Source organism: Roseateles sp., from assembly GCF_039595595.1.
Classification (GTDB): domain Bacteria; phylum Pseudomonadota; class Gammaproteobacteria; order Burkholderiales; family Burkholderiaceae_C; genus Roseateles.
The window spans coordinates 1-24,479 of sequence record NZ_JBCNLG010000019.1 but is presented as its reverse complement, the minus strand read 5'-3'; the positions used below and the strand labels follow the sequence as shown (position 1 = coordinate 24,479).

Below are 24,479 nucleotides of genomic sequence, written 5' to 3'. Positions count from 1 at the left end.
GCGACGACGGCAGAATCGCCGCCACCATGAGTTTTGACATCGCCATCGGCCTGGCCAGCGACCGCGGCCCGCGGGAACGCAACGAGGACTTCGCCGCCGTGCAGCGGCCGCAGGACGCGCGCGAGGCCGGCAAGGGCTGGATCGCGGCGCTGGCGGACGGCGTCTCCGGACAGCCCGGTCATCCTGGCGAAGGCGGCGGCCGCATGGCGGCCCAGACCACCGTCGGCGCGCTGGTGCGCGACTACCACGCCACCCCGCGCCACTGGGACACCACCGTCGCGCTGGACCGGCTGATCGCCGCCCAGAACAGCTGGCTGGCCCATCACAACCGGCGCGGCGAGCGCTCGGCGCTGACGACGCTCAGCGCCGTCGTGCTGCAGGGCGGCGGCTACACGGTGGCCCACGTCGGCGACAGCCGCGTCTGGCTGATCCGCGAGGGCCAGGCCACGCAGCTGACGCAGGACCACGCCATCGACCAGAGCGACTTCGCGCGGCTGACGCGCGCGATCGGCCTGGACGACACGGTGCGCGTCGACTACGCGCAAGGCGACCTGCGCGCTGGCGACCGCCTGCTGCTCACCAGCGACGGCGTGCATGGCCCGCTGCGCGCGAGCCAGCTGGCCGCGCTGGCGATGGGCGAGGACGCCCAGGCGGCGGCCGAGGCGCTGGTCCGCGCCGCGCTCGAGGCAGGCGGACGGGACAACGCCACGGCGCTGCTGGTGCTGGTCCGCGCGCCGGGCACCGCCGATTACGACGATCTGCTGCGCGGCGCGCAGCGCCTGCCGGTGCCGCCGCGGCTGAAGGCCGGCGATCTGCTCGACGGCCTGCGCATCACCGCGCTGGTGGCCGACAACGGCGTGCACCGGCTGCTGCGGGTCCGCCGCGAGGAGGACCTCGACGATCGGCGACCGCTCGCCTTGAAGACGCTCGCCGAGGCCCGCGGCGACGATCCGCAGGAGCGCGCCATGCTCGCGCACGAGGGCTGGGTGGCGCGCCGCGTCGGCGACCATCCCGGCCTGGCGCGCGCCCACGAGACGCCCGACGCCAGCGCGCTGTACCTGCTGGCCGACTGGCATGACGGACGCACGCTGGAGCAGTTGATGGCCGAAGGCCGGCCGGCACTGGCCGACTTCCTGGCCGCGGCCGGCGAGATCGCCGCCGCGCTGGGCCGGCTGCATCGCGCGGGCATCGTGCATCGCGACATCAAGCCCGCCAACCTGCACCTGGGCGACGACGGCCGCTGGCGCGTGCTGGACCTGGGCGTGGCGCTGTCCGGCCATGAACCCGAGGCGCTGCGCGACCTGCATGCCGGCACGCCCAGCTACATCAATCCCGAGCAATGGGACGATCCGCCCGCGCCGGCGGAGGCCGGCAGCGATCTCTTCGCGCTGGGCGTGACGCTGTACCAGTGGCTCACCGGCCGGCTGCCCTACGGCGAGATCGAGCCCTACCAGCGCGGCCGCTACCGGCATGACCCGCGTCCGCCCTCGCGGCTGCGGCCCGATGTCCCGATCTGGCTCGACCGGCTGCTGCTCAAGGCGGTTCACCGCGAGGCGGCGGCCCGCTTCGAGACCGCCGACGAACTGCTGCTGGCGCTGGAGCGCGGCGCCTCGCGCCCGCTGCCCCCCGCGGGCGGCAGCGCGCTTGCCCGCCGCAATCCGATCGCCGCCTGGCAGCTGGCTTTCGGCCTGTCGGCGCTGCTCAACCTGCTGCTGCTGGTCTGGCTGCTGTTCCTGCCGCGCTGAGCGCGGCGGGGCCGCGTCAGCGCGCTTCATACGCCCTCCCGTGGGACGGCGCACGGCCCGCGGCGCCGTGGCTCTCCGCCGGTGCGCGGGCGCGGCCGCCGCGCTCGGCCCAGGTGCGGGTCCAGCGGATCTGCATCACGCGCATCACGCCCAGCATGAGCAGCGACAGCACCGCGAAGATCGCGAAGCCCCAGAAGTAGGTCCCGGCGTACTGCTTGGACAGGCCCATCAGGTTGGGCACCAGACCGCCGCCCAGCGCACCGACCTCGCCGATCATCGAGCCCGCCACCGCCGTGGCCGCGGGCCAGCGCAGCGGCACCAGTTGGAACAGCGCGCCGTTGCCCGCGCCCAGCGCGGCGAAGCATGCGATCAGCAGCAGCGTCGTGGCCACCAGCGATCCGCCGGCCAGACCCACCAGCAGCAGCGTCGCCGTCACCGCGACCAGCACCACGGTCAGCGTGTTGACGCCGCCCCAGCGGTCGGAGATCCAGCCGCCCATCACGCGCACCGCGGCGCCCATGAACGCCGCCAGCATCGTGAGCTGGCCGGCCTGCACCTTGGAGACGCCGAACTGGTCGTAGTAGTAGGTGGGCAGGAAAGTGATGAGCCCGATGAAGCCGCCGAAGGTCACCGCGTAGATCAGGCTGAAGGCCCAGCCGTCCTTCTCGAACAGGCAGGCCATGTGACTGCGCAGGCCGGCGTGGCTGTCGACATCGGGCGGCTCCTTGGCGAAGACGATCATCACGAGCATCGGCACGAGGATCGCCGCGCCGGCGACCGCATAGACCGCCTGCCAGCCGAGCCACTGCGCCAGCGGCGGCGCCACCAGCACCGACACCGCGGTCCCGACGTTGCCCGCGCCGACCAGGCCCATCGCCAGGCCCTTGTACTTGGGCGGGTACCAGCCCGAGCCCAGCGACAGCGCGACGCCGAAGCTCGCGCCGGCGATGCCCAGCAGCACGCCCATGGCAAGCAGGTCGTCGTAGCCCTTGACCATGAAGAAGCCGTAGCCCATCGCGACGGCGATCAGCGCCATTTCGACCAGCGTCGCGTTCTTGCGGCCGATGTATTGCGACAGCACACCCAGCGGGAAGCGCATCAGCGCGCCCGCCATGATGGGGATCGACAGCATCAGGCCCTTCTGCGCGGCGCTGAGCTGGTAGGCCTCGCTGATGAAGGGCGCGAGCGCGCCGTTCAGCACCCAGATGCAGCACGAGAACGCGAAGTACAGGAACGCCGCGCCGAGGGTCGGGGCGTGACCGGAGCGCAGGAAGGTGCGGAACGCTGCCATGGCGGGGGGGCTCTGGGTGGCTGGAACGAAAAAAGGCCGCGTCGAGCACCGGGCTCGGCGAGGCCTTCTGACGGATGGGGCATCGGATCGCGGGGCGGCCCGGTGCCAAGACCGCGGAGCCGCAGCTCCGCGCGGGTGCGGCGCGCCGTTGCGCCACGGGCTTCTCTTCGCAAGTCGCGTGCCAGTTTGCTGCGGTGCACCGGGGCCGGGCGCGGCGGGGCCGATGGGCTTATGCTGCGACGCCTCGCGCGGCGGCACGATCCGTGCGCGTGGGATCGTGTGTCTCCCCTCTGTAGCGACCATGTCCGAGCCGACCGCGCGCGCCGCCGCTGACGCCCCCCACTCCGACGATGACCTGCCCCGCCGCGTGCTGTGGCTGGGCGCCGCGCCGGGCGACGCAGCGGGACTGCCGCACTGGATCGCGGCATCGGTGCACCAGCCCGGATGCGACAGCTTGGTGCGCGCTGCACAAGAACAGGCCGCGCAGGCCTTCGTGCTGAACTCGGCGGCGGACGGCCTGGGGCCCTGGCTGGAGGCGCTGGAAACTGCCCGGCTCGAGCTGCCCGGTGTGGCGGTGATCGGCGATGCGGCGCGGCTGCCCGCGGTGCTGCAGCAGCGTGCGATGGGGCTCGGCATCCAGACGCTGCTGGAGGCGTGGCCGCCGCTCGAGGCGCTGCAGCGCCAACTCCGCTGGGCGGTCTGGCAGGCCGGGCGCCACGCGGCGCTGCGGGCGCAACTCGACGACCGCAAGTGGACCGAACGCGCCAAGGGCCTGCTGATGGCAGGGCGCGAGCTCGACGAGGACAGCGCCTTCCGTCTGCTGCGCGAGGCCGCGATGCACGCGCACCTGCGGCTCGGCGAGGTCGCGCGCGCGGTGGTGCAGTCGGCGCAGCTGGCCGAGGCGGTCAATCTGGCGGGACAGCAACGGATGCTCAGCCAGCGTCTTGTGAAGCTGCTGGCGCAGCGCGCCGCCGGGATCGAGGCCAAGCGCGCCAGGACGCTGCAGGATGAGTCACGGGCGCGCGTGAGCGCGAACCTGGCGCGGCTGCCGGCGCTGTTGCCGGCGCTGCCGGAAGCGGCGCAGCGCGTGGAGGCGGTGATCGACGCGTGGCGGCGGCTCGAGCCGCTGATCGCGGGCAAGCCGGGGGCGGAGACGCTGGCCGCCGCCGATGCGGCGGCCGAAGACCTGCTCACGCGCTCCGATGCGTTGGCGACGGTGCTCGCGGGCGCGGGCGGCGGCAAGCCGCTGCAAGTCGTCAACCTGTGCGGACGGCAGCGGATGCTGAGCCAGCGGCTGGCCAAGGACGCGCTGCTGGCGGATCTGCTGCCCGAGAGAGATCCGGCGTTGCTGCGGGACAGCCTGGACCGCTTCGCGGCGGGGTTGGCGGAGCTGGAGGCGTCACCGCTGTCCAGCGACGCGATCCGCGCGCTGCTGGCGGAAGTGGGCGCCGAATGGCTGCGGCTGATGCGCAGCCTGCGCGACGCGCATGGCCGCGAGGCCGCAAGCGGCCTGGCCCGCAGCAGCGAAGTGCTGCTCGACCGGCTGGAGGCGCTCACCGGGCACTATCAGCAGAGCTTGCAGATCATCCTGGGGTGATCCATCGCGCGTCGCGGAGAGCCCCCTCTCCCCTGCCCTCTCCCCCCTCGCGGGGGGCGAGGGAGTGCTTGCGCAAGGCAAGTGCGGGCAACCCTGACCACGACACTCTTACCCCCTCGCTCCAGCGGGGGGCGAGGGAGTGGGTCATGCCGATGCGGCCTCCGCGTGCCGATGCCGCGTGTAGAGGAAGTCGATCACCGCCTTGCGCGCGTGCACATACGCCGGGTCTTCCGCCAGCGCCACGCGATCGCGCGGCCGCGGCAGCGCCACGGGCAGGATCTCGCCGATCGTCGCCGCCGGCCCGTTGGTCATCATCACGATGCGATCCGACAGCAGCACCGCCTCGTCCACATCGTGCGTGACCATCACCACGGTGCTCCGCGTCGCGGCGACGATCTTCAGCAGCTCGTCCTGCAGATGCGCCCGCGTCAGCGCGTCCAGCGCGCCGAAGGGCTCGTCCATCAGCAGCACCTTGGGCGCCATCGCCAGCGCCCGGGCGATCCCCACGCGCTGCTTCATGCCGCCGGAGATCTCATGCGGCCGCTTCGCCATCGCATGCCCCATGCCGACGAGCTGGAGCGCCTCCTCTGTCCGCGCCATCAGGCGCGATCGCGGCTCCCGCCCGCCGAAGACCGACTCGACCGCGAGCAGCACGTTGTCGAAGCAGGTCAGCCACGGCAGCAGCGAGTGGTTCTGGAACACCACCGCCCGGTCCGGGCCGGGGCCGGCGATCTCGCGTCCATCGCACAGCAAGGCGCCGCCGGTGGGCGTGATCAGCCCGGCGATCAGATTGAGCAGCGTCGACTTGCCGCAGCCCGAGTGGCCGATCAGCGTCACGAACTCGCCCTGGGCGATGTCGAGGTCGATGTCGCGCAGCGCGTGGAACCAGCCCTGGCGGGTCGGAAACAGCATGTCGGTGCGCTGCACGCGGATGAAGGCTTGGCTCATCGCGGACTCCTGGAAACGCAGAGGGAAGACAAGGGGAACGGCCGGTCAGTCATCGAAGGAGAACCGCCGCGCGAGCGCCATCAAGGCCGCCTCGAGCAGCAGCCCGACCAGGCCGATGACGAAGATCGCGATCAGGATGTGACGCACGTTGAGGTTGTTCCACTCGTCCCAGACCCAGAAGCCGATGCCCACGCCGCCGGTCAGCATCTCGGCCGCGACGATCACCAGCCAGGCCGTGCCCACGGACAGCCGCACGCCGGTGAGCAGGTAGGGCAGCACGGCCGGGAACAGGATGCGCGTGACCAGCTTCCATTCGGAGAGGCGCAGCACGCGCGCCACATTGAGGTAGTCCCGCGGCACCCGCTGCACGCCGACCGCCGTGTTCACCACCATCGGCCAGATCGAGCAGATGAAGATGGTCCAGATTGCCGCCGGGTTCGCGCTCTTGAACACCAGCAGCCCGATCGGCAGCCAGGCCAGCGGCGACACCGGCTTGAGCAGGCTGATCAGCGGCGACAGCATGCGGCTGGCGAATTCAAAGCGGCCGATGACGAAGCCCAGCGGAATGCCGACCAGCGCCGCCAGCCCGAAACCCAGCCCCACCCGCTGCAGCGAGTTCAGCACGTTCCAGCCGATGCCCTGGTCGTTGGGTCCGTTGCGATAAAAGGGATCGGAGAACAGCTGGACCGCGGCCTGCCAGGTCTGGCCCGGTGTCGGGAACGGCCCGCCCTTGAGCGTCGCGACGAACCAGACCAGCCACAACAGTCCGAGCCCGAGCACCGGCGGCAGCAGGCGCATCCAGAGGGACGCTCGCATGGCGCGCTCACGAGGCGGGCGGCTCATGCGCGAACCTTGAAGGCGTCGGCGTACTTGGCCGGCTCCTTGCCGTCCCACACGACGCCGTCGAAGAACTTCGCCGACCGCATCGTCTCCTTGGGCACCGACACGCCCAGCGCCGCCGCGGCCTGCTTGTAGAGCTCGATCTGGTTGACCTGGCGCGCGACGCCCAGATAGTCGGGGTGCTCCTTGATCAGCCCCCAGCGCTTGTGCTGCGTGAGGAACCACATGCCGTCGGACAGCCAGGGGAAGTTGACCTGGCCGTCGTTGAAGAACTTCATGTAGTTGGGGTCGTCCCAGGTCCGCCCCAGACCGTTCTGGTACCGCCCCAGGATGCGCTGGTTGATCGCGTCGACGCTGGTGTTGACGTAGGCCTTGTCGGCGATGGTCTCGGCCATCTTCTGCTTGTTGGACAGGCTCGCGTCGATCCAGCGTCCCGCCTCGAGCACGGCCATGATCACGGCGCGCGCGGTGTTCGGATACTTCTTCACGAAGTCGCCGGTGGTGCCCAGCACCTTCTCCGGGTGGTCCTTCCAGATGTCCTGCGTCGTGGCCGCGGTGATGCCGATGCCGTCGATGATGGCGCGGTGGTTCCAGGGCTCCCCGACGCAGAAGCCGTCCATGTTGCCCACGCGCATGTTGGCGACCATCTGCGGCGGCGGCACGGTGATCACCTTGGCGTCCTTCATCGGGTTCACGCCTGCGGCGGCCAGCCAGTAGTAGAGCCACATCGCATGCGTACCGGTCGGGAAGGTCTGCGCGAAGGTGTAGTCGCGCTGCTCTTTCTTCATCGCACGGGTCAGCGACGCGGCGTCGACCGCGCCGGCCTCGGCCAGCTTCTTCGACAGCGTGATGGCCTGCCCGTTGTTGTTGAGCGTCATCAGCACCGCCATGTCCTTCTTCGGACCGGCCACGCCGAGATGCACGCCATAGACCAGCCCATACAGGACATGCGCCAAGTCGAGCTCGCCGTTGACGAGCTTGTCGCGCACGCCAGCCCAGGAGGCCTCCTTGGTGGGAACGATCTTGATGCCGTGCTTGCGGTCGAAGCCCAGCGCCGCGGCCATCACCACCGATGCGCAGTCCGTGAGCGGGATGAAGCCGATGCGGACCTCCTCCTTCTCCGGCTTGTCCGAGCCCGCGGCATAGGCGCCCCCGCCCGGCAGCGCGGACAAGCCGCCCAGTGCGGCGCCCGTGGCGAGCAGTTTGCGACGCTCAGCGCTCATCAGACCCTCCTTCGAACCGTGTTGCATGCAGAACCTCCGCGAGAAAAATGAAAAAAGGCGCCGCGATCGATCCCGCGCGCGCAGCGCGGAATGCGATCGGACGCCTTTGTCCGGACCATCTGGGGAGGCCCTCACGCCGTTGCGAGGGCCTGCCATCAGCTTCGCAGGAAGCGTGCCAGCGCCGATGGAGGGTGAACCGGGGTCAGTCCGGCGACAGCAGGCGCTCCGCGCACCGCGCCAGCGCACTGCTTCGCGGCGTTGGTGCGCCGCGGCGGTGCATGGCGCCGGATCCGGTGCGCGCCAGCGCGCTTCAGCCGCGCAGCAGCTCGTGCGCGTCGATGACGCGCCGCGCCACCTGCGCCAATGCCTCGCCGCGGTCCATCGCGAGCTTGCGCAGGCGCTGATAAGCCTGCTCCTCGCCGAGGCCCTGCTCCCGCATCAGGATGCCCTTGGCCTTGTCGACCAGCTTGCGCGAGGCCAGTTGCGCCTGCGCCTTGCTGAGCTCCTCGCGCAGCGCGAGGTCCTGCTCGAAACGCGCGATCGCCACGTGCAGCACCGGCGCAAGCCTCCCCGGCTGCAGGCCGGCCACGACATAGGCGCTGACGCCCGCCTGCAGCGCGCGCCGCATCGGCGCCCGGTCGTCGTCCTCGGCGAACACGACGACGGGACGCGGCATCTTCGCGGACAGCGTGGCCAGGTGCTCCAGCGTGTCGCGCGTCGGCGATTCGGCGTCGACGATCACGACGTCCGGCTGCAGCCGCAGGACGCAATCGTGGATCAGCGTCGCCTGCTCGATGACACCCACGACTTCGCAGCCCTGCCGCACCAGCGCGTCGCGCAGCAGGTCGGCGCGATGCGCGCCGTCGTCGATCAGCAGCACCCGCAGCCCGGCATGCGCGGGCGGAGGCTGGCGATCAAGGGCGGGCGGCGGCTTCACCTCCGCACCGGCGCAAGTTCCATGCCTTGCCGCGGCGCGGCGGGGAGCAATCGACGCTCCCGCCCCCGCGCAAGCGCCATGCCCAGGGTCCTGCCAAGAGGGGGCCGCGCATTTCCTCACTTCGTCTTAACTTCGGATCCGAGCGGCGTCATCGCCGCCAGGGAGCCTCCCATGCGCCTCGTCCGCCTTCCTTCCCGCCCTCCGTGCCCGGGGTTCCTGCTGGGCGCCGTGCTCGTGCTGAGTGCCGCCACCGCCAGCGCCGCCAGCTTCAGCGCCACCGCCGGCGCCTCTGCCCAGGGCGCGACGAAGAGCCAGCAGATCAATCCGGAGACCAAGACCGGCAGCGCGCCGCTCTGGTCCGGCGGTGACGTCAATCTGTACGACGCCGCCCCCGGCGTGCTGCAGAACGCGGGCAGCGTCGGTTATGCCAGCGCCAGCTACGGCCACCTCGTCTTCGTGTCGCGCGCCGCGACCAACCAGACCTCGGTCTCCGGCGACCAGCCCGGCCTGCATGCGGAGTCCTACGCCAGCGCCGCGGCCCAGGACGACTTCACCATCACCTGCCCCACCTGCGTGGCCGGCACGCGCGGCACGATGAACTTCCGCGTGGTGCTGACCGGGGACGTCGGGCTGAACAACTCATCCACGGACCTGGGCGGGCAACCGATTCCCGGGGCCGCCCGGACCACGCAGTACTACTGGTCCAGCAACCTGTCGATGCGCGCCGGGGGCGTGGCGATGGACTTTCCCGGGCCCGGCACGCTGTCGCTGTATGCCTACGACTTCCGGGCCATGGTCAACGACAACATCGTGGCCGGCGGCTCGCGCGAAGGCATGGGCGTCTTCGACTACCAGCTGGAGTTCGAGTTCGGCACGCCCATCCAGATGAGCTGGCTGGGCACGGCGACCTCGATGGCAGACCTGCGCCCGGGCGACGGCCAGGCCATCGGCGCGCTGAGCGCGATGGGCTACGCCGCCTTCTCCAACAGCTTCTACTGGGACGGGATCTCGGCGGTCACCGATGCCAACGGCGCGCTGGTGAACGGCTTCACCGCGTTGAACAGCGTCGGCGTCGACTACGCGCAGTCCTTCGCCAATGCCGCGGTCGTGCCGGAGCCTGGCACCTGGGCAATGATGACCGCGGGCCTCGCGCTGCTGGCCGTGCTCGCGCGGCGGAAGCTGCCGGCGGCGCTGCTCGGGGGCGCGCTGCTCGCGGCGGGTTCGGCCGCCGGCGCGCAGACGCTGACGGCGCGGGCCTATGTCGAGACCGGCGTGCCCGGACAGAGCGACACCAAGGACATCCCGTTCAGCGGCCCCGGCCCGGGCTCCGCGACGGCGATCGCCCAGGCGATGGCCCAGGGCGCGAGTTCCGGCTTCTCGCAGGGCACCGCGCGCGCCAGCGTCGACTATGGCCGCATGTCGCTGTCCACCCAGTCCGCGGCGCTGCTCAGCACCAGCAGCGCGAACCTCAGCGGCGCGGGCTATGCCGTCGCCTCCGCCGGCATCGACGACAGCTTCACCATCGCCTGCGCCGGCTGCCAGGCGGGCACGATCGGCGAGCTGACCTTCCGCGCCAGCGCGATCGGCGGCCCGCAGCACATGTCCGGCGAGTCCTCGCCCGGCGGCAATCACAACAACCTGACCGGGTGGGGCTACACGCTGTCGCTGGCGGCGCAGAACTTCCCCCAGGAGCCCGGCCCCACGCCGCCCATGGGCGACGGCAGTTGGACCGCGGTCAACGCGTGGCATGACGACTACCGCAACAACGACGAATTCGGCCAGAACGGCTGGGGCAGCCTGGGGACGATGGAACTGGGCATCCGCTTCGTCTTCGGCCAGCCAATCAAGCTGGACTTCCAGGCCTCCGTGACGAGCTTGGCGATCGCCATGTCGCCAGCGACGCCCGGCGCCTCCACGGTCTGGGCGATGACGACGACCGACTTCACCCACGCCTTCACCTGGGAAGGCATTACCTCGGTGCGGACCGCCGATGGACAGCTCGCGTCGGGCTACACCGCGCTGAATGCCGTCGGTGTCGACTACGCGCGCTCGTTCGCCGCCGCGGCCGTGCCCGAGCCGGGCACCTGGGCGCTGCTGCTGTCCGGGCTGGCGCTATTGGCGCTCGTCCTGCGGCGCCGGACCTGAAGGAAGGACGGCATTCAGGGATTACCCGCACTTCGCGGGTCAGCAACTCCGGGCTTCTCACGTTTACGTAAACGTCAACCGGCACCTAGAATCGGCGGCCATGGTCAGTCCCCAGAAGGGATCGACCCACGACAGGCGCCGCGGCGGGACCACCCTCGCCGTCCGCAGGCGACCGCGCCCCCCAGCCGGAGACACACGCATGACCGAGATGTCCGCCGAGTACAAGGCCCTGGCCGAGTACCGCCCCACCCAGAAGGTCCGCTTCGTAACCGCCGCGAGTCTTTTCGACGGCCATGACGCGGCGATCAACATCATGCGGCGCATCCTGCAGAGCATGGGCGCGGAGGTCATCCACCTGGGCCACAACCGCTCGGTGGACGAGGTCGTGACCGCCGCGCTGCAGGAAGACGCGCAGGGCATCGCCGTCAGTTCCTACCAGGGCGGCCACGTCGAATATTTCAAGTACATGGTCGAGCTGCTGCGCCAGCGCGGCGGCGACAGGATCCAGGTCTTCGGCGGCGGCGGCGGCGTGATCGTGCCGGCCGAGATCCGCGACCTGGCCGACCACGGCGTGCGCATCTTCAGTCCCGAGGACGGCCAGCGCATGGGCCTGCAGGGCATGATCGGCGAGATGGTCATGCGCTGCGACCAGGACCTCAGCGCCGCCGCGCCCTCGGCCATCGCCGCGCTGCAGGGCCATTCGGAAGCCGCGTGGCGCGCGCTCGCGCAGGCGATCACGGCGCTGGAGAACGGCCGCGCCCACGCCGGTTTCACGCAGTCGCTGCGGGAGACGGCCCGCGACCTGCGCACCCCGGTGCTCGGCATCACCGGCACCGGAGGTGCCGGCAAGTCCTCGCTGACCGACGAACTCATCCGCCGCCTGCGCCTGGACCAGGACGACGCGCTGCGCATCGCGGTGATCTCGATCGACCCGTCGCGCCGCAAGAGCGGCGGCGCGCTGCTCGGCGACCGCATCCGCATGAACGCCATCGCGCCCTGGGCCGCCGGTCCGCGCGTGTACATGCGCTCGCTGGCCACGCGCGACTTCGGCTCCGAGATTTCGCAGGCGCTGCCCGACGTGATCGCCGCGGCGAAGGTGGCAGGCTTCGACCTCGTCATCGTCGAGACCTCCGGCATCGGTCAGGGCGACGCGGCCATCGTCCCGCACGTGGACGTGCCGATGTACGTGATGACGCCGGAGTTCGGCGCCGCCAGCCAGCTCGAGAAGATCGACATGCTGGACTTCGCCGAGTTCGTGGCGATCAACAAGTTCGACCGCAAGGGCGCGGCCGATGCCTGGCGCGACGTCGCCAAGCAGGTGCAGCGCAACAAGGAGGCGTGGGGGAAGAAGGCCGAGGACATGCCCGTCTTCGGCACGATGGCCAGCCGCTTCAACGACGACGGCGTCACCGCGCTGTACCAGGCGCTCAAGCCGCGGCTGGCGGAGCTCGGCCTGAGCCTGCGCGACGGCCGCCTGCCGATCGCCGCGACGCGCTTCAGCACCCACCAGACGCCGATCGTGCCGCCAGCGCGCGCGCGTTACCTGGCCGAGATCAGCGACACCGTCCGCGCCTACAAGAAGCGCGCCCGCGCGCAGGCGCGGCTCGCGCGCGAGATCCAGCAGCTCAGCGCCAGCGCCGCGATGCTGGGGCAGTCCGATGCGCCGGCGGACGTGGCGGCGCTCGAGGCGCTGGCCGCCTCGCGGCAGGCCAAGCTCGACGCCGACGCACGCCAACTGCTGGCGCAATGGCCCGACATGCAGAAGGCTTACGCTGGCGACGAGTACGTCGTGAAGATCCGCGACAAGGAGATCCGCACCGCGCTGGTGTCGACGTCACTGTCGGGCACCAAGATCCGCAAGGTCGTGCTGCCGCCGTATGAGGACCAGGGCGAACTGCTCAAGTGGCTGATGCTGGAGAACGTGCCGGGCAGCTTCCCGTACACGGCCGGCGTGTTCGCGTTCAAGCGCGAGGGCGAGGACCCGACCCGCATGTTCGCTGGCGAGGGCGACGCCTTCCGCACCAACCGCCGCTTCAAGCTGGTGTCCGAAGGGATGCCGGCCAAGCGGCTGTCGACGGCCTTCGACTCGGTCACGCTCTACGGCGCCGATCCCGCGCCGCGGCCAGACATCTACGGCAAGGTCGGCAACTCCGGCGTCAGCATCGCGACGCTGGACGACATGAAGGTCCTGTACGACGGCTTCGACCTGTGCAACCCGACGACCTCGGTGTCGATGACGATCAATGGCCCGGCCCCGTCGATCCTGGCGATGTTCATGAACACCGCCATCGACCAGCAACTGGCGAAGTTCAAGGCCGACAACGGCCGCGAGCCCACCGCCGACGAGGCCGCCAAGATCCGCGCCTGGGTGCTGGCCAACGTGCGCGGCACGGTGCAGGCCGACATCCTCAAGGAGGACCAGGGCCAGAACACCTGCATCTTCTCCACCGAGTTCTCGCTCAAGGTGATGGGCGACATCGCGCAGTACTTCGTCAACCATGACGTGCGCAATTTCTATTCGGTGTCGATCAGCGGGTACCACATCGCCGAGGCGGGCGCGAACCCGATCTCGCAGCTCGCGTTCACGCTGTCCAACGGCTTCACCTTCGTGGAGGCGTATCTGGCGCGGGGCATGCACATCGACGACTTCGCGCCCAACCTGAGCTTCTTCTTCAGCAACGGCATGGACCCGGAGTACACCGTGCTGGGCCGCGTCGCGCGCCGCATCTGGGCGGTGGCGATGCGCGACAAGTACGGCGCCAACGAGCGCAGCCAGAAGCTGAAGTACCACATCCAGACCTCGGGCCGCTCGCTGCATGCGCAGGAGATCGCGTTCAACGACATCCGCACCACGCTGCAGGCGCTGATCGCGATCTACGACAACTGCAACTCGCTGCACACCAACGCCTACGACGAGGCGATCACCACGCCGACCGAGGAGTCGGTGCGCCGCGCGATGGCGATCCAGCTGATCATCAACCGCGAGTGGGGCCTTGCCAAGAACGAGAACCCGAGCCAGGGCGCCTTCATCATCGACGAGCTGACCGAGCTGGTCGAGGAGGCGGTGCTGGCCGAGTTCGAGCGCATCGCCGAGCGCGGCGGCGTGCTGGGTGCGATGGAGACGGGCTACCAGCGCAGCAAGATCCAGGAGGAGTCGCTGCACTACGAGATGCTCAAGCACACCGGCGAGTACCCGATCATTGGCGTCAACACCTTCCGCAACCCGCATGGCGACCCGGTGCCCGAACACATCGAGCTGGCGCGCTCGACCGAGGAGGAGAAGCAGAGCCAGCTGACGCGCCTGGCCGACTTCCAGGCGCGCCACGCCGGCCAGGCGCCGGCGATGCTCAAGCGGCTTCAGCAGGCGGTCATCGACAACGGCAATGTTTTCGAGGTCCTGATGGACGCGGTGCGCGTGTGCTCGCTGGGGCAGATCACGGCGGCGCTGTTCGAAGTGGGCGGGCAGTACCGGCGCAGCATGTGAACGGCGCGGGCGGGTGTCGGGCGGCGGGAGGATGACGGGGCACTACTTGGGCCCCTCACTCCGGCGCCGCGACGATGCTGCCCTTCTTCTCGCCTTTCTCCTCCGGCTCCGCCGCTTCCCACCTCTTGCCGGACCGGTTGCTGGCGGGCGATCCGCATCGGCCCGCGGCCCCCCAGGCGGACCTGCGCGGCGAACTCGCGCGGCGGCTGACCGACCCCCAGGCCTGCTGCGCCGACCTGCGCGATCTTCCCGGCCCCGCGCTCGACGCCCTGCCCTGGACGGCCTGGCGCGACTTGGCCAGGTCCGATCGGGATGGCCGCCTGCCGCCGCGGGTGGCCTTCAGGGGCTGCCACTCCCACACGGTGCAACGGGCGCTCTCGGCCATGCCGCACGTGCATGCGTGCAGCGTCGACGATCCGTCCACGCCGGGAATCCCCATCGACCTGACCCAGGCGTCCGGCCTGCAGATGCTGGAAACGTCGGCGCAGGAGCTCTGGCTGTTGAATCTGGGCCAGATCCCGGTGTTGACGCGGCCCGCCGGCATGCCGCCCACCTTCGTCACATCGGCCGCGACGGCCGCGCCGATCGCAGGGGATGCCGAGACGCAAGCCCTCGACGGCCTGCGCCGCGCGATCGCCACCGACACCTGCCTGCTCCGACTGATGCCCGAGGCCGAACTCAAATGGCGGACGTTCGATGCTCGCCAAGTGCTCTTCCAGGCGATCGACCGCCTGGAAGGCAAGCTTGCGCCCATCCCGCCCGATGACGTCCCGCAACTGTGCCTGCTGCTGCGCTGCGTCCCGGCGGTGCTCCTGTCGGCGCCGGCCGCGGCGGTGCGCCGGCTCTGGGAGAGGCGGCTGCGCGATCCCGAGACGCTTGGCGCCTGCGAGAAGCGGGACTTCCTCCAGCTGCAGGGCCTGCTCTTCGACATCGAAGAGGTGATGCGTCCCCGGGGCGCGGATGGCACGTGGTCGAAGCGGCCTGCGGAAGCGATGCCCGTGCTGATGCAGTTGCAACAGTGGGCCTGGCCCGATGCACAGGCCTATGTCAGGGCCCGTCCCGTTCCGCCCGCGCAGCACGAGCGCCAGCACGTGGCATCCGCGCTGCGCAAGGCGTGGGAGCGCAAGCAGGACGGCAAGGCCGCGGCCGCGATCCTGCAACCTGGCAAGCCGAGTCCGGACGTCGGGCTGCTCCAGCGCATGGGTCTGGCGCCTGTTCGCAAGCTCCGGCACCCCGTCTGGACGCCACCCCGGGCCGAGGGTACCCGCGCGCCGGACACGCGCCCATAATCGGTCCCATCGTCGCCTGGAGGAGACCGCCATGCTGCACGTGCTGAACCGGATGAAGATCACCACCCTGCTTCAAGTCGGCTTCGCGGCGGTGCTCGCGATGGCGGCCCTGATGACCGGCGTGGGCGTGCTGAAGCTGCGCGAGATGGTGCGGCTTGGCCAGCAGCTGGACACGCTCGAGCAGCGCCGGTTGATGGCGACGAACTGGCGCGCGGCGACCGAGCTCAATCTCAACCGCGTGCTCGCCCTGGCCAAGTCCGGCGCACATGAAGGACTGGGCAACTACCTGGCCGGCGAAATGACGCGCACCACCGAGCGCATCAACGGCCTGCAGGCCGAGCTCGAGAAGGTGATCGACGATCCCGAGCAGAAGGCCCAGCTCCCGGTGATCGCGGCCGAGCGCCAACGCTACGTCGATCTTCGCAAGCGCGTGCTGGCGGCGCTCAAGGCCGACCCCGACGCCGGCGCCAAGCAGGTGGACCAGACGCTGGTGCCGGCCGCGACGAGCTACCTGGCCTCGGTCGAGAAGCTGGTGGCACTGATCGGCGAGGACACCGACGCCTTCGCCGCGCGTCAGCGGCAGCAGGCCAGCGACGCCGCAACGCTGATGCTCGCGCTGACCGGCCTGGCGGTGGCGCTGGGGATCTTCATCGCGTGGCGCATCACGCACTCGGTGCGCGCGCCGATGGTGCGGGCCGGCACGGTGGCGCAGACCATCGCCAGCGGCGACCTGAGCCAGGACATCGACGTCGACCGCAGCGACGAGATCGGCGTGCTGCTGCGCGAGCTGAGCACGATGCAGGACTCGCTGCGGCGCATGGTGCGGCAGGTGCGGGATGGCACCGAGACCATCAACGTCGCCACGCGCGAGATCGCGACCGGCAACCACGACCTGTCGGCGCGTACCGAGGCCACCGCGTCCAACCTGCAGCAGACGGCGTCATCGATGGAGCAGTTGACCGGCACCGTGGCGCACACGGCGAGTTCGGCACAGCAAGCCAATGCGCTGGTGAGCGCGACCAGCGCCTCGGCCTCGAAGGGCGGCAGCGTCGTTGGCGAGGTCGTCCAGGTGATGCAGCAGATCGAGTCGAGCTCGCGGCGCATCAGCGACATCATCGGCGTCATCGATGGCATCGCCTTCCAGACCAACATCCTGGCGCTGAACGCGGCGGTGGAGGCGGCGCGCGCCGGGGAGCAGGGGCGCGGGTTCGCCGTCGTCGCGGGCGAAGTGCGGGCGCTGGCGCAGCGCTCGGCGGGCGCGGCCAAGGAGATCAAGGCGCTGATCGGCGAGAGCGTGACCCGCGTGGACACCGGCACGCGCCTGGTGCAGCACGCGGGCGAGGCGATGGGCGAGATCGTGCAGGGCGTGCGCCGGGTGGCCGAGATCGTCGGCGAGATCGCCACCGCGGCGGCCGAGCAGAAGGACGGCATCGGCCAGGTCAACGTGGCGGTGCAGCGGCTCGACGAGATGACGCAGCAGAACGCGGCGCTGGTCGAGGAGTCGGCCGCGGCGGCCGGGAGCCTGCAGTCTCAGGCGGAGCAGTTGAACGCGCTGGTCAGCACGTTCCGGCTCGCCGCCTGAGGGGCCGGCTCGCCGCTGCGGGCGGCGTTGATCTCCTTCCACGGCCGTCGTCAGGCCCAGATCGCTGACAGCGCGCGAAGTTCTTCCATCAAACGGGGACGCGGATCATCCAAGACTCGGACCTGAATCAAGAACACCACGGACTTCAGAAGTTCTGTTGTGTTCAACGCGGTCGAATCTTCAAGCCGCCGGAAGTCCTCCGTAACCCGTGGAGGCACCTTCATCGATAGCCGTCTCCTGGCAATACCGCGCTCCTCAGGAAAACGCTCGATTGCCTTCCGGTAGGACATCAAAAGCAGAGTTCCTCCGCGTGCGTCGATCGCAGCCTTGTGAACGAAGTAGGTCAGCAGCGCTCGCCTGAAATCAGTGGAGGCCTGACCGTCGATGCGCAGTACAGCGCAATCCAAGACGTCGATGTAGCTTGCGGGAAGGTTCGCCTCAATCGCTTGTGTCGCGGCCTTCCTCGCCCTGGCGAGTGCAGGGGTTGTCTGCGGAGGGACTTCGATCGCCCGGTCGCACTCATCACAGACCCCGACGAGTACGTTTCGAGCAATGCCGCGCCCGTCCTTGAAGGGCACATCCCTGCGAGCGAAGGTCGTCCGAACCATCTTTCGACAGTCACGACAGTAGGCCTTGCTGTGTTCGCCGGCTTCGAAGATTTTCATGAGAGTCTCATTCGATGAACGCTGATGAAGACGGTATGCGGATCGGCGAAGTAGAACTTCACGTACCAACCTCCGGTCTTGAGCAGATGACAGGCAATCTTCGGATCTCCATGCAAAGGGGAACAGGAATAGTCCGTTCCTCGGCTTGACCGGATGATCGTTAGAACGTCATCCACAGTCACCATGCCGTAGCCAAGCAAGTTCTTCTCATCGAACTCATCCCGCATCTCATGCCGGAAAGAGCCCGTACGAAGCGCCTCGATGACTGCCTGCCTCACCGCTCTGAATCCCTTGGGTTCAATCACGCTGCGCTCACAGTGTACGAAAAGCGTCGTATTGTTCTTTCAAAACTATCAAGCGCAAGTTGTCGCGCGACTCCAGACCTCGTTTGGATCAGATTCTGTTGCGAAGAATGTTTCGGGGTCGAGACCGCTTCATCCTTGACGACAGGCTCAGCCAATGAGAAAGGCCGCCCTCGGGCGGCCCTCATCGACGTGGCGGGAACACCGGAGCGCTCGACGCGCTTTCAGGGAATCACCGCCAGGAACAGGAACACGACGAACACCACCATGTGCACCGCGCCCTGCAGCACCGTGGCGCGGCCGCCGCCCAGCGTCAGCGCGCCGACGATGAAGGTCAGGAACAGCAGCACCATGCTCAGCGGCGTCAGGCCCAGCACCAGCGAGTGCGGGAACAGCGGCGACAGCACCGCCACCGTCGGGATCGTCAGGCCGATGCTCGCCAGGCCCGAGCCCAGCGCGAGATTGAGGCTGGTCTGCAGCCGGTTGTGCAGCGCCGCCCGCACCGCCGCCACCGTCTCCGGCAGCAGCACCAGCATCGCCACGATCACGCCGACCAGCGACGCCGGCGCGCCGATCGCATGCACGCCGCGCTCGATCGTCGGCGCCAGCAGCTTCGCCAGGCCGACCACCCCCACCAGGCACACCAGCAGCAGCGCCAGGCTCACGCCCGCGACACGCCAGCTCGGCGGCTCGGCATGGGTGTCCTGATCGTCGACACCGGCCACCGGCAGGAAGTAGTCGCGATGCCGCACCGCCTGCACGAACACGAAGGCGCCATACAGCACCAGCGACACGCCGCCCGCGAACAGCAGCTGCGCCGTGGTGAAGGTCGGGCCCGGCGAACTCGTCGTGAAGGCCGGCAGCACCAGCGTCAGCACCGACAGCGCGGCCAGCACCGCCAGCGTCGGGCTGGTGCCCTCGACACGGAAGGCCAGCTCCTGATGCTTCCAGCCGCCCACCAGGATGCACAGGCCCAGCACGCCATTGCAGACGATCATGATCGCGGAGAACACCGTGTCCCGCGCCAGCGCATTGGTCGCCTCGCCGCCGGCCAGCATCAGCGACACGATCAGCGCGACCTCGATGATGGTGACCGCCACCGCGAGCACCAGCGAGCCATACGGCTCGCCGACCCTGTGTGCGACGACCTCCGCGTGATGCACCGCCGCGAGCACCGCTGCGATCAGCAGCGCGCTGACCATCGCCAGCACCAGGGTCGAGTTGCCGCCCGCCGTCACTCCCAGCAGGGCGAGGATCGCGGCCAACGGCGCGAGAAGGGTCCAGATCGGCAGGGCCGCCGGCAGGCGGGCGAACAGGGAGGTCGAGGACTTGGCGCGCATGGGAACCGAGCATAGACCACGATGGTCGAATGGCCGGGCAATCGTTAGGCTCGCGCCCATGCCCACCCTCGATCCCCGCGTCGACGCCTACATCGATCGCGCCGCGCCGTTCGCGCAGGAGCTGCTGCGCCATTGGCGCGCGACCGTGCACACGCACTGCCCCGAGGTCGTCGAGACCATCAAGTGGGGCTTCCCCAATTTCACCTACCGCGACCGCATCCTGACCGGCATGGCCGCGTTCAAGGCCCATTGCTCGATCGGCTTCTGGCACGGCGAGGCCGCCGTCGGCGCGGATCACGCCAAGGGCGGCGCGATGGGCGACTTCGGCCGGCTCACCTCCGTCAAGGACCTGCCGCCCCAGGCCGAACAGAAAGCAATCCTGAAGCGCGCGATGACCCTGATCGAGACGGGCGTGAAGGCCCGCCCCGCCCGCGCCTCCGCGCCCAGGCCGCCGCCCGAGACGCCGGACGATCTCGCGGCCGCGCTCCAGGGCAACGCGGCCGCGCGCAAGACTTTCGAGAGCTTTCCGCCGGGACAAAGGCGCGAGTACATCGACTGGATCGTCGAGGCCAAAAGGCCGGAGACCCGCGCGCGCCGCCTCGAGCAGGCTGTCGAATGGATGGCCGAAGGCAAGCGCCGGAACTGGAAGTACGAGAACTGCTGAGCCCGGCCGCCCGGCCCGTCAGAGCGGCGCCCCGCCCAGGTCCACGCCCCGGGGCCAGTCGCTGTCGTGCACCTGCACGTTGTTGCGTCCCACGTCCTTCGCGCGATAGAGCGCGCGATCGGCGCGCATGAAGAGGTGGTCGGCGCTGAGCTTGCCGCCGGGATCCGCCACCGCGATGCCGGCCGAGACGGTCAGGCTGAAATCGCGGCCATCGCCATCGCACAGACGCAGCGTCGCCACCGCCTCGCGGATCTGCTCGACCAGCCGCATCGCCCCGACGCCATCGGTCGCCGGCAGGATCAGGCCGAACTCCTCGCCGCCCCAGCGGCCCACCACGTCGGAGGCGCGCAGGCGCGATCGCACTTCCTCGGCGAAGGCGCGCAGCGCGTCGTCGCCCGCGTGGTGGCCGTGGCAGTCGTTGACATCCTTGAAGTGGTCCAGATCCAGCAGCACGAAGGCCAGCGGCGTGCCTTCGCGGCGGCCGCGTTCGAGTTCGTGCCGCAGCAGCGCATCCGCGGTCATCCGATTGAGGCAGCCGGTGAGGCCATCGGTGGAGGCCATCTCCTCCATGCGCCGCGCGATGCGCTCGAAGTTCGCGAGCACGAAGCCGAAGCCCGCGCCCATCAGGCAGATGAAGCTGAACAGGAAGGTCAGGCCCTGGCCGAGGCTGCTCTGCATCAGGTTCTGGTAGTCCTCGGGATTGGTGAGCGCGTGGACGCTGCGCAGCAGCAGACTCGCCGCCGCGGCGACCAGCGTCACGCCGACGGCCCGCAGCGAGGCCTCGCCTCGCCAGCCCGGCCCGAGCAGCACAAGGATGGACGGGCACAGCAGCAATGCGAAGACCAGGGAGATCGCGCTGGTGCGCAAGGCCAGCGGCCAGTTGAGCATCCACGCCGTGAGCGCCCAGGCGGCCGCGGGCGCGCCCCACCACAACCAGCGCGGCAGCGAGCGGCCCAGCACGTGGCGATGGATGGCTTCGTCGTAGAACACCAGGCCCAGCGCGATCAAGCCGTTGCCCAGCAGCGCCGACACCCACACCGGGATGATCAGCCGCGCGGTCAGCAGCGTGAAGCCGGCCAGCAGCGTCCACGAGCCCCAGGTCCACACCCCCAGGTCCAGATAGCGCAACCGGCTGCGCTGCGCCGCCCACAGCTGCACGCCGAGCATCGCGAACCCGCTCAGCAGCGCCAACATCAGCGTGGGGATGTGGATGGACGCCATGGCGAGACAGTGTAGTGATCGGCGCCGCCGCGCCTACCCCCTGTCTTGCACCGCCCGCGGCCCTCGCGGCGTGAGCGCCGCGTCAAGCCCGCTCAGCGCAGCCGCTCGATCAGCGCCATCGCCGCGGCGGGCGCGCGCTCCTTGGCGCCGCTGATGAAGAACACGAACACGTCGCGCGGCTGCTTCGGCGGCGCGCGGCCGGCCTCGACCAGCGGCAGCCGGTCCGGCTGCCCGCCCGACTGCCAGCGGCTCGCGCTCGCCGCGATGCCGTCGAGCTCGTCCTCGGTCACGCCGGTCACGAGTTCGGAGCGAGTCCGCATCACGCGGGTGTAGACGAAGTCCGCGGTGACATCGGGGATGGGCGGATAGTCGTCCGACTCGGTGAAGACGACGCCGGCGCCATGGTCACGCGCCATGGCGAGGAACTCGGGATGGCGGAAGCTCTCATGCCGGACGTCGAGCGCATGCCGCAGCGCGACGCCGCCCGACTGCGCCGGCAGCAGCTTCAGGAAGGCGCCGAAGTCGGCCGCGTCGAAGCGCTTGGTCGGCGCGAACTGCCACACGATGGGGCCGAGCTTGGGGCCCAGTTCCGCGACGCCGCTGTCGATGAAGCGGGAGACCGACTCGCCGGCCTCGGCCAGCACGCGCCGGTTGGTCGCGAAGCGGTTGGCCTTGAGCGAGAACACGAAGCCCTCGGGCGCGGTGTCGCGCCACTTGGCGAAGGTCGCCGGCTTGAAGGTCGAGTAGTAGGTGCCGTTGACCTCGATGGCGGTCAGCTTGCGGCTGGCGTACTCCAGCTCGCGCGAGGCCGGCAGGTCCTTCGGATAGAAGGTTTCACGCCACGGCTCGAAGTTCCAGCCGCCGATGCCCACGTGGATCGAGGTGCTCATGTCGTCGTGTCCTCCATCAGTCGTTCGAGACGGGTCTGCCCGCGGCGCGTGACGCGCAGCGCGCGGCTGTCGGGATCGGGGTCGAGCCAGCCCTGCGCCAGCATCGCCTGCAGCCAGGCCGCGCCGAGCGCGCCACCCAGGTGCGGGCGGCGCTCGCTCCAGTCCATGCAGGCACAGGCCAGGCGGCGCCGGCGCGCGCCGGTGGCGGCCTCGACATCCACGCCCAGCTCGCGCAGCGCGTCCAGGCCCTCGCCGGTGAAGCGGTAGCCCCGCGTCTCTTCGGGGTCGGGCGTCATCCAGTGGCGGCTCAGCGCGAGGTCGTGCAACCGCACGCCCCAGTGACCCGCGAGGTGGTCGTAGCAGCGTCGCGCCTGGCGCAGCGCGGGCGGCGTGCTGGGCTCGAAGCGCGGCCGCGGCAGCCCGGCCAGGACCAGCATCGCCTCGAGCGCCTGGCCCACCTCGGGACCGGCGAGCCGGTAGTAGCGGTGCTTGCCCTGGGCCAGGCAGCCCACCAGTCCCTGGCCAAGGAGCTTGGCCAGATGCGCGCTGGCGGTCGAGGCGGCGACCTCGCCAACGGCGGCCAGCTCGGTGGCCGTGCGCGCATGGCCATCCATCAGGCAGCACAGCATGCGGGCGCGGACCGGCTCGGCCATGCTCGCGGCGATGTGGGCCAGCGCCTCGTCGGCGGTGGGGACGTCAATCATGTTTCGATGCTAAGCGAAGCGTTCCGGGCGATCCATCGCGAAGATCCCCCCATGACCACCGATCCAGGCCCTGCCATGAGCGCTTGTCCCTTTCATTCGCGGCACGATGCCGGCGCCCCGGCCATGCCGCCGCTGCTCGATCCGGCGCTGCGCATGCGGCCGCCGGGCGAGCCGCTTCCCGCGCCATTGCGCGAGCATGGCGGCCCGCTGGCCGAGGTCTTCGCGCGCTGGCTGCGACAGCGGGACGATGCGGCCCATGCCGCCGAGAAGTCCGCGTTGACGCGCGCGCTGATGGCGCTGTCGGAGGACGACATCCGCGCGCATGCGCGGCGCCAGGCCGCGATCGCGATGCGAGGAGGCTGGGGCCACTGGCATTGGGCGGTGCCGGCAGCGACAGTCGCGAGCCTGTTGGGATGGGCTGTCGACGACGTCGATGCCCAGCGGCGATTGCATCAGGATCTGCGCGCAATGGCCGCGGGACTGGGCGCGCAGGCGGATGGCGAGGACGTCCGGGCCGCGGGCGAGGCGGTCGCCGCGTTGCTGAACGGGCTCGACGATGCCGAGCGCCGATCGCCCGACGCGCCCTTGCAATGGACGCTGCTGCGTCATGCCCCGGCGGCGCGCTGGAGTGACCGCGCGGCGTTCACCGCCAACCGGCTGGGCTTGATCTGGCAGAGCCATGAGGCGGGGGCGGCGCTGCTCGGCCATGCGCTGATCGAGATGCGAGGCTCGGCGTGCGCGCCGACGCGGGAGGACCTGTTGCGGCTGGCACGCGATGGCGGGGCCGTGCGAATCACCAAACGCTTCGATGGCCGCGAGACGCCAGCGAAGCCAGTGACGGTGCCGCTGTCCGGCACGGACCATCCGTTCGGCGACGGCCAGCATCGCTGTCCCGGGCAAGGCCTGGCCCTGTCGAGCGCTCATGCGGCGCTGGTCTGGCTCGGCGAACAGGCCGGCCTGCGCTGGCCGTTGCCGGCGGAGCCAATGGTGCTGCCCAACATGGACATCCCCCAGTTTCAAGACCACCCGGACCAGGAGTACCGCTCATGATCGCCGTCATCTTCGAAGTCACGCCGAACGCCGACGGGCGTGACCGTTACCTGGAACTCGCTGCCGAACTCAAGCCGTTGCTGCAGGAGATCGACGGCTTCCTCAGCATCGAGCGGTTTCAGAGCCTGACCGATCCGACGAAGCTGCTGTCGCTCTCGTTCTGGCGCGACGAGGAGGCGGTGCGCGAGTGGCGCCGCCTGGAGGCGCATCGCGCAGCGCAGTCGGAAGGGCGCGGCGGCGTGTTCGCCGATTACCGGTTGCGCGTCGCATCGGTGCTGAGAGACTACGGCATGACAGAGCGCGAACAGGCCCCGTCAGACAGCCGCGAACGGCATCGCGCCTGAGGCGCCCCTTCTCTTCTCTACCCCCTCGCCCCAGCGGGGAGAGGGAGGGGAGGGGGCTCGTGCCACAGCGCTGCTGCCCTTCGAAGCCCCCCCCTTGTATGTAGCAAAGTACGCCCAGGCCGCCACAGGCCGACCCGCCCAGGGTAGGCGCTTGGGCGCCATACCGAGGGAGAGCGAGGGTCGTGGCGGCCGACCTCGGTTCGTCATGAACAGACAGC

The 24,479-nt window shown here is 70.0% G+C and carries 20 protein-coding genes; 9 read left to right on the top strand and 11 right to left on the bottom strand.

The genetic code is table 11. The features are described from left to right. The first annotated feature begins 26 nt into the window (after nucleotides 1–26). Nucleotides 27–1,745, top strand: a complete 1,719-nt coding sequence (locus tag ABDW61_RS19530) for a bifunctional protein-serine/threonine kinase/phosphatase (protein ID WP_343641055.1) — start codon at nucleotides 27–29, stop codon at nucleotides 1,743–1,745. 16 nt (nucleotides 1,746–1,761) lie between these two features. Here the strand turns inward: ABDW61_RS19530 and ABDW61_RS19525 are convergent, their stop codons facing one another. Next, complete coding sequence (locus ABDW61_RS19525) at nucleotides 1,762–3,036, bottom strand: MFS transporter (protein ID WP_343641053.1); 1,275 nt, start codon at nucleotides 3,034–3,036, stop codon at nucleotides 1,762–1,764. Between the two features lie 301 nt (nucleotides 3,037–3,337). On the opposite strand from ABDW61_RS19525, the gene ABDW61_RS19520 reads away from it, so the two are divergent. Beyond that, entirely contained in the window at nucleotides 3,338–4,633 is a 1,296-nt protein-coding gene (locus ABDW61_RS19520; protein ID WP_343641051.1) for a type IV pili methyl-accepting chemotaxis transducer N-terminal domain-containing protein, read from the top strand. Nucleotides 4,634–4,777: 144 nt separating this feature from the next. Here ABDW61_RS19520 and ABDW61_RS19515 read toward each other — a convergent pair whose 3' ends face one another. From ABDW61_RS19515 to ABDW61_RS19500, 4 genes are all read right to left on the bottom strand, one after another. After that, a complete protein-coding gene (locus ABDW61_RS19515) occupies nucleotides 4,778–5,581 on the bottom strand; it encodes an ABC transporter ATP-binding protein (RefSeq protein ID WP_343641050.1) in 804 nt (267 codons plus the stop codon). Between the two features lie 45 nt (nucleotides 5,582–5,626). After that, entirely contained in the window at nucleotides 5,627–6,397 is a 771-nt protein-coding gene (gene ntrB / locus ABDW61_RS19510) for a nitrate ABC transporter permease (protein WP_343641049.1), read from the bottom strand. Between the two features lie 23 nt (nucleotides 6,398–6,420). Continuing rightward, complete coding sequence (locus ABDW61_RS19505) at nucleotides 6,421–7,644, bottom strand: CmpA/NrtA family ABC transporter substrate-binding protein (RefSeq protein ID WP_343641048.1); 1,224 nt, start codon at nucleotides 7,642–7,644, stop codon at nucleotides 6,421–6,423. A gap of 310 nt (nucleotides 7,645–7,954) precedes the next feature. Next, on the bottom strand, nucleotides 7,955–8,581 hold the full coding sequence (locus tag ABDW61_RS19500; RefSeq protein WP_343641046.1) for an ANTAR domain-containing protein: 627 nt from the start codon (nucleotides 8,579–8,581) through the stop codon (nucleotides 7,955–7,957). A 171-nt stretch (nucleotides 8,582–8,752) separates the two neighbouring features. On the opposite strand from ABDW61_RS19500, the gene ABDW61_RS19495 reads away from it, so the two are divergent. The 4 genes from ABDW61_RS19495 to ABDW61_RS19480 all read left to right on the top strand — a co-directional run bounded on the left by ABDW61_RS19495 (nucleotide 8,753) and on the right by ABDW61_RS19480 (nucleotide 17,081). Continuing rightward, nucleotides 8,753–10,726: a PEP-CTERM sorting domain-containing protein gene (locus ABDW61_RS19495; RefSeq protein ID WP_343641044.1), complete on the top strand. Its 1,974-nt coding sequence runs from the start codon at nucleotides 8,753–8,755 to the stop codon at nucleotides 10,724–10,726. A gap of 199 nt (nucleotides 10,727–10,925) precedes the next feature. Next, the gene (icmF, locus tag ABDW61_RS19490; RefSeq protein ID WP_343641042.1) at nucleotides 10,926–14,210 is read left to right on the top strand and encodes a fused isobutyryl-CoA mutase/GTPase IcmF; all 3,285 of its coding nucleotides are present in this window, start codon (nucleotides 10,926–10,928) and stop codon (nucleotides 14,208–14,210) included. 74 nt (nucleotides 14,211–14,284) lie between these two features. Then, nucleotides 14,285–15,499: a hypothetical protein gene (locus tag ABDW61_RS19485; RefSeq protein WP_343641040.1), complete on the top strand. Its 1,215-nt coding sequence runs from the start codon at nucleotides 14,285–14,287 to the stop codon at nucleotides 15,497–15,499. 31 nt (nucleotides 15,500–15,530) lie between these two features. Continuing rightward, the gene (locus ABDW61_RS19480; RefSeq protein ID WP_343641038.1) at nucleotides 15,531–17,081 is read left to right on the top strand and encodes a methyl-accepting chemotaxis protein; all 1,551 of its coding nucleotides are present in this window, start codon (nucleotides 15,531–15,533) and stop codon (nucleotides 17,079–17,081) included. 50 nt (nucleotides 17,082–17,131) lie between these two features. Here the strand turns inward: ABDW61_RS19480 and ABDW61_RS19475 are convergent, their stop codons facing one another. The 3 genes from ABDW61_RS19475 to ABDW61_RS19465 all read right to left on the bottom strand — a co-directional run bounded on the left by ABDW61_RS19475 (nucleotide 17,132) and on the right by ABDW61_RS19465 (nucleotide 19,388). Continuing rightward, the gene (locus tag ABDW61_RS19475) at nucleotides 17,132–17,746 is read right to left on the bottom strand and encodes a hypothetical protein (protein ID WP_343641037.1); all 615 of its coding nucleotides are present in this window, start codon (nucleotides 17,744–17,746) and stop codon (nucleotides 17,132–17,134) included. After that, nucleotides 17,743–18,051: a hypothetical protein gene (locus ABDW61_RS19470; RefSeq protein WP_343641036.1), complete on the bottom strand. Its 309-nt coding sequence runs from the start codon at nucleotides 18,049–18,051 to the stop codon at nucleotides 17,743–17,745. The genes ABDW61_RS19475 and ABDW61_RS19470 overlap by 4 nt, the downstream gene beginning before the upstream one ends. Nucleotides 18,052–18,272: 221 nt before the next feature. Next, entirely contained in the window at nucleotides 18,273–19,388 is a 1,116-nt protein-coding gene (locus tag ABDW61_RS19465; RefSeq protein ID WP_343641035.1) for an ionic transporter y4hA, read from the bottom strand. Nucleotides 19,389–19,446: 58 nt separating this feature from the next. On the opposite strand from ABDW61_RS19465, the gene ABDW61_RS19460 reads away from it, so the two are divergent. After that, nucleotides 19,447–20,052: a YdeI/OmpD-associated family protein gene (locus ABDW61_RS19460; protein ID WP_343641034.1), complete on the top strand. Its 606-nt coding sequence runs from the start codon at nucleotides 19,447–19,449 to the stop codon at nucleotides 20,050–20,052. A gap of 18 nt (nucleotides 20,053–20,070) precedes the next feature. Here the strand turns inward: ABDW61_RS19460 and ABDW61_RS19455 are convergent, their stop codons facing one another. The 3 genes from ABDW61_RS19455 to ABDW61_RS19445 form a co-directional block, all read right to left on the bottom strand. Next, nucleotides 20,071–21,273, bottom strand: coding sequence for a GGDEF domain-containing protein (locus tag ABDW61_RS19455; protein WP_343641033.1), 1,203 nt, complete (start codon nucleotides 21,271–21,273; stop codon nucleotides 20,071–20,073). A 92-nt stretch (nucleotides 21,274–21,365) separates the two neighbouring features. Then, complete coding sequence (locus tag ABDW61_RS19450; RefSeq protein ID WP_343641032.1) at nucleotides 21,366–22,163, bottom strand: DUF72 domain-containing protein; 798 nt, start codon at nucleotides 22,161–22,163, stop codon at nucleotides 21,366–21,368. Beyond that, the gene (locus tag ABDW61_RS19445; protein ID WP_343641155.1) at nucleotides 22,160–22,864 is read right to left on the bottom strand and encodes a helix-turn-helix domain-containing protein; all 705 of its coding nucleotides are present in this window, start codon (nucleotides 22,862–22,864) and stop codon (nucleotides 22,160–22,162) included. The genes ABDW61_RS19450 and ABDW61_RS19445 overlap by 4 nt, the downstream gene beginning before the upstream one ends. Nucleotides 22,865–22,942: 78 nt before the next feature. Here ABDW61_RS19445 and ABDW61_RS19440 point away from each other — a divergent pair, with 78 nt between their 5' ends. Further along, complete coding sequence (locus ABDW61_RS19440) at nucleotides 22,943–23,917, top strand: hypothetical protein (RefSeq protein WP_343641030.1); 975 nt, start codon at nucleotides 22,943–22,945, stop codon at nucleotides 23,915–23,917. Further along, the gene (locus ABDW61_RS19435) at nucleotides 23,914–24,261 is read left to right on the top strand and encodes an antibiotic biosynthesis monooxygenase (protein WP_343641029.1); all 348 of its coding nucleotides are present in this window, start codon (nucleotides 23,914–23,916) and stop codon (nucleotides 24,259–24,261) included. The genes ABDW61_RS19440 and ABDW61_RS19435 overlap by 4 nt, the downstream gene beginning before the upstream one ends. Nucleotides 24,262–24,479: the final 218 nt, after the last annotated feature.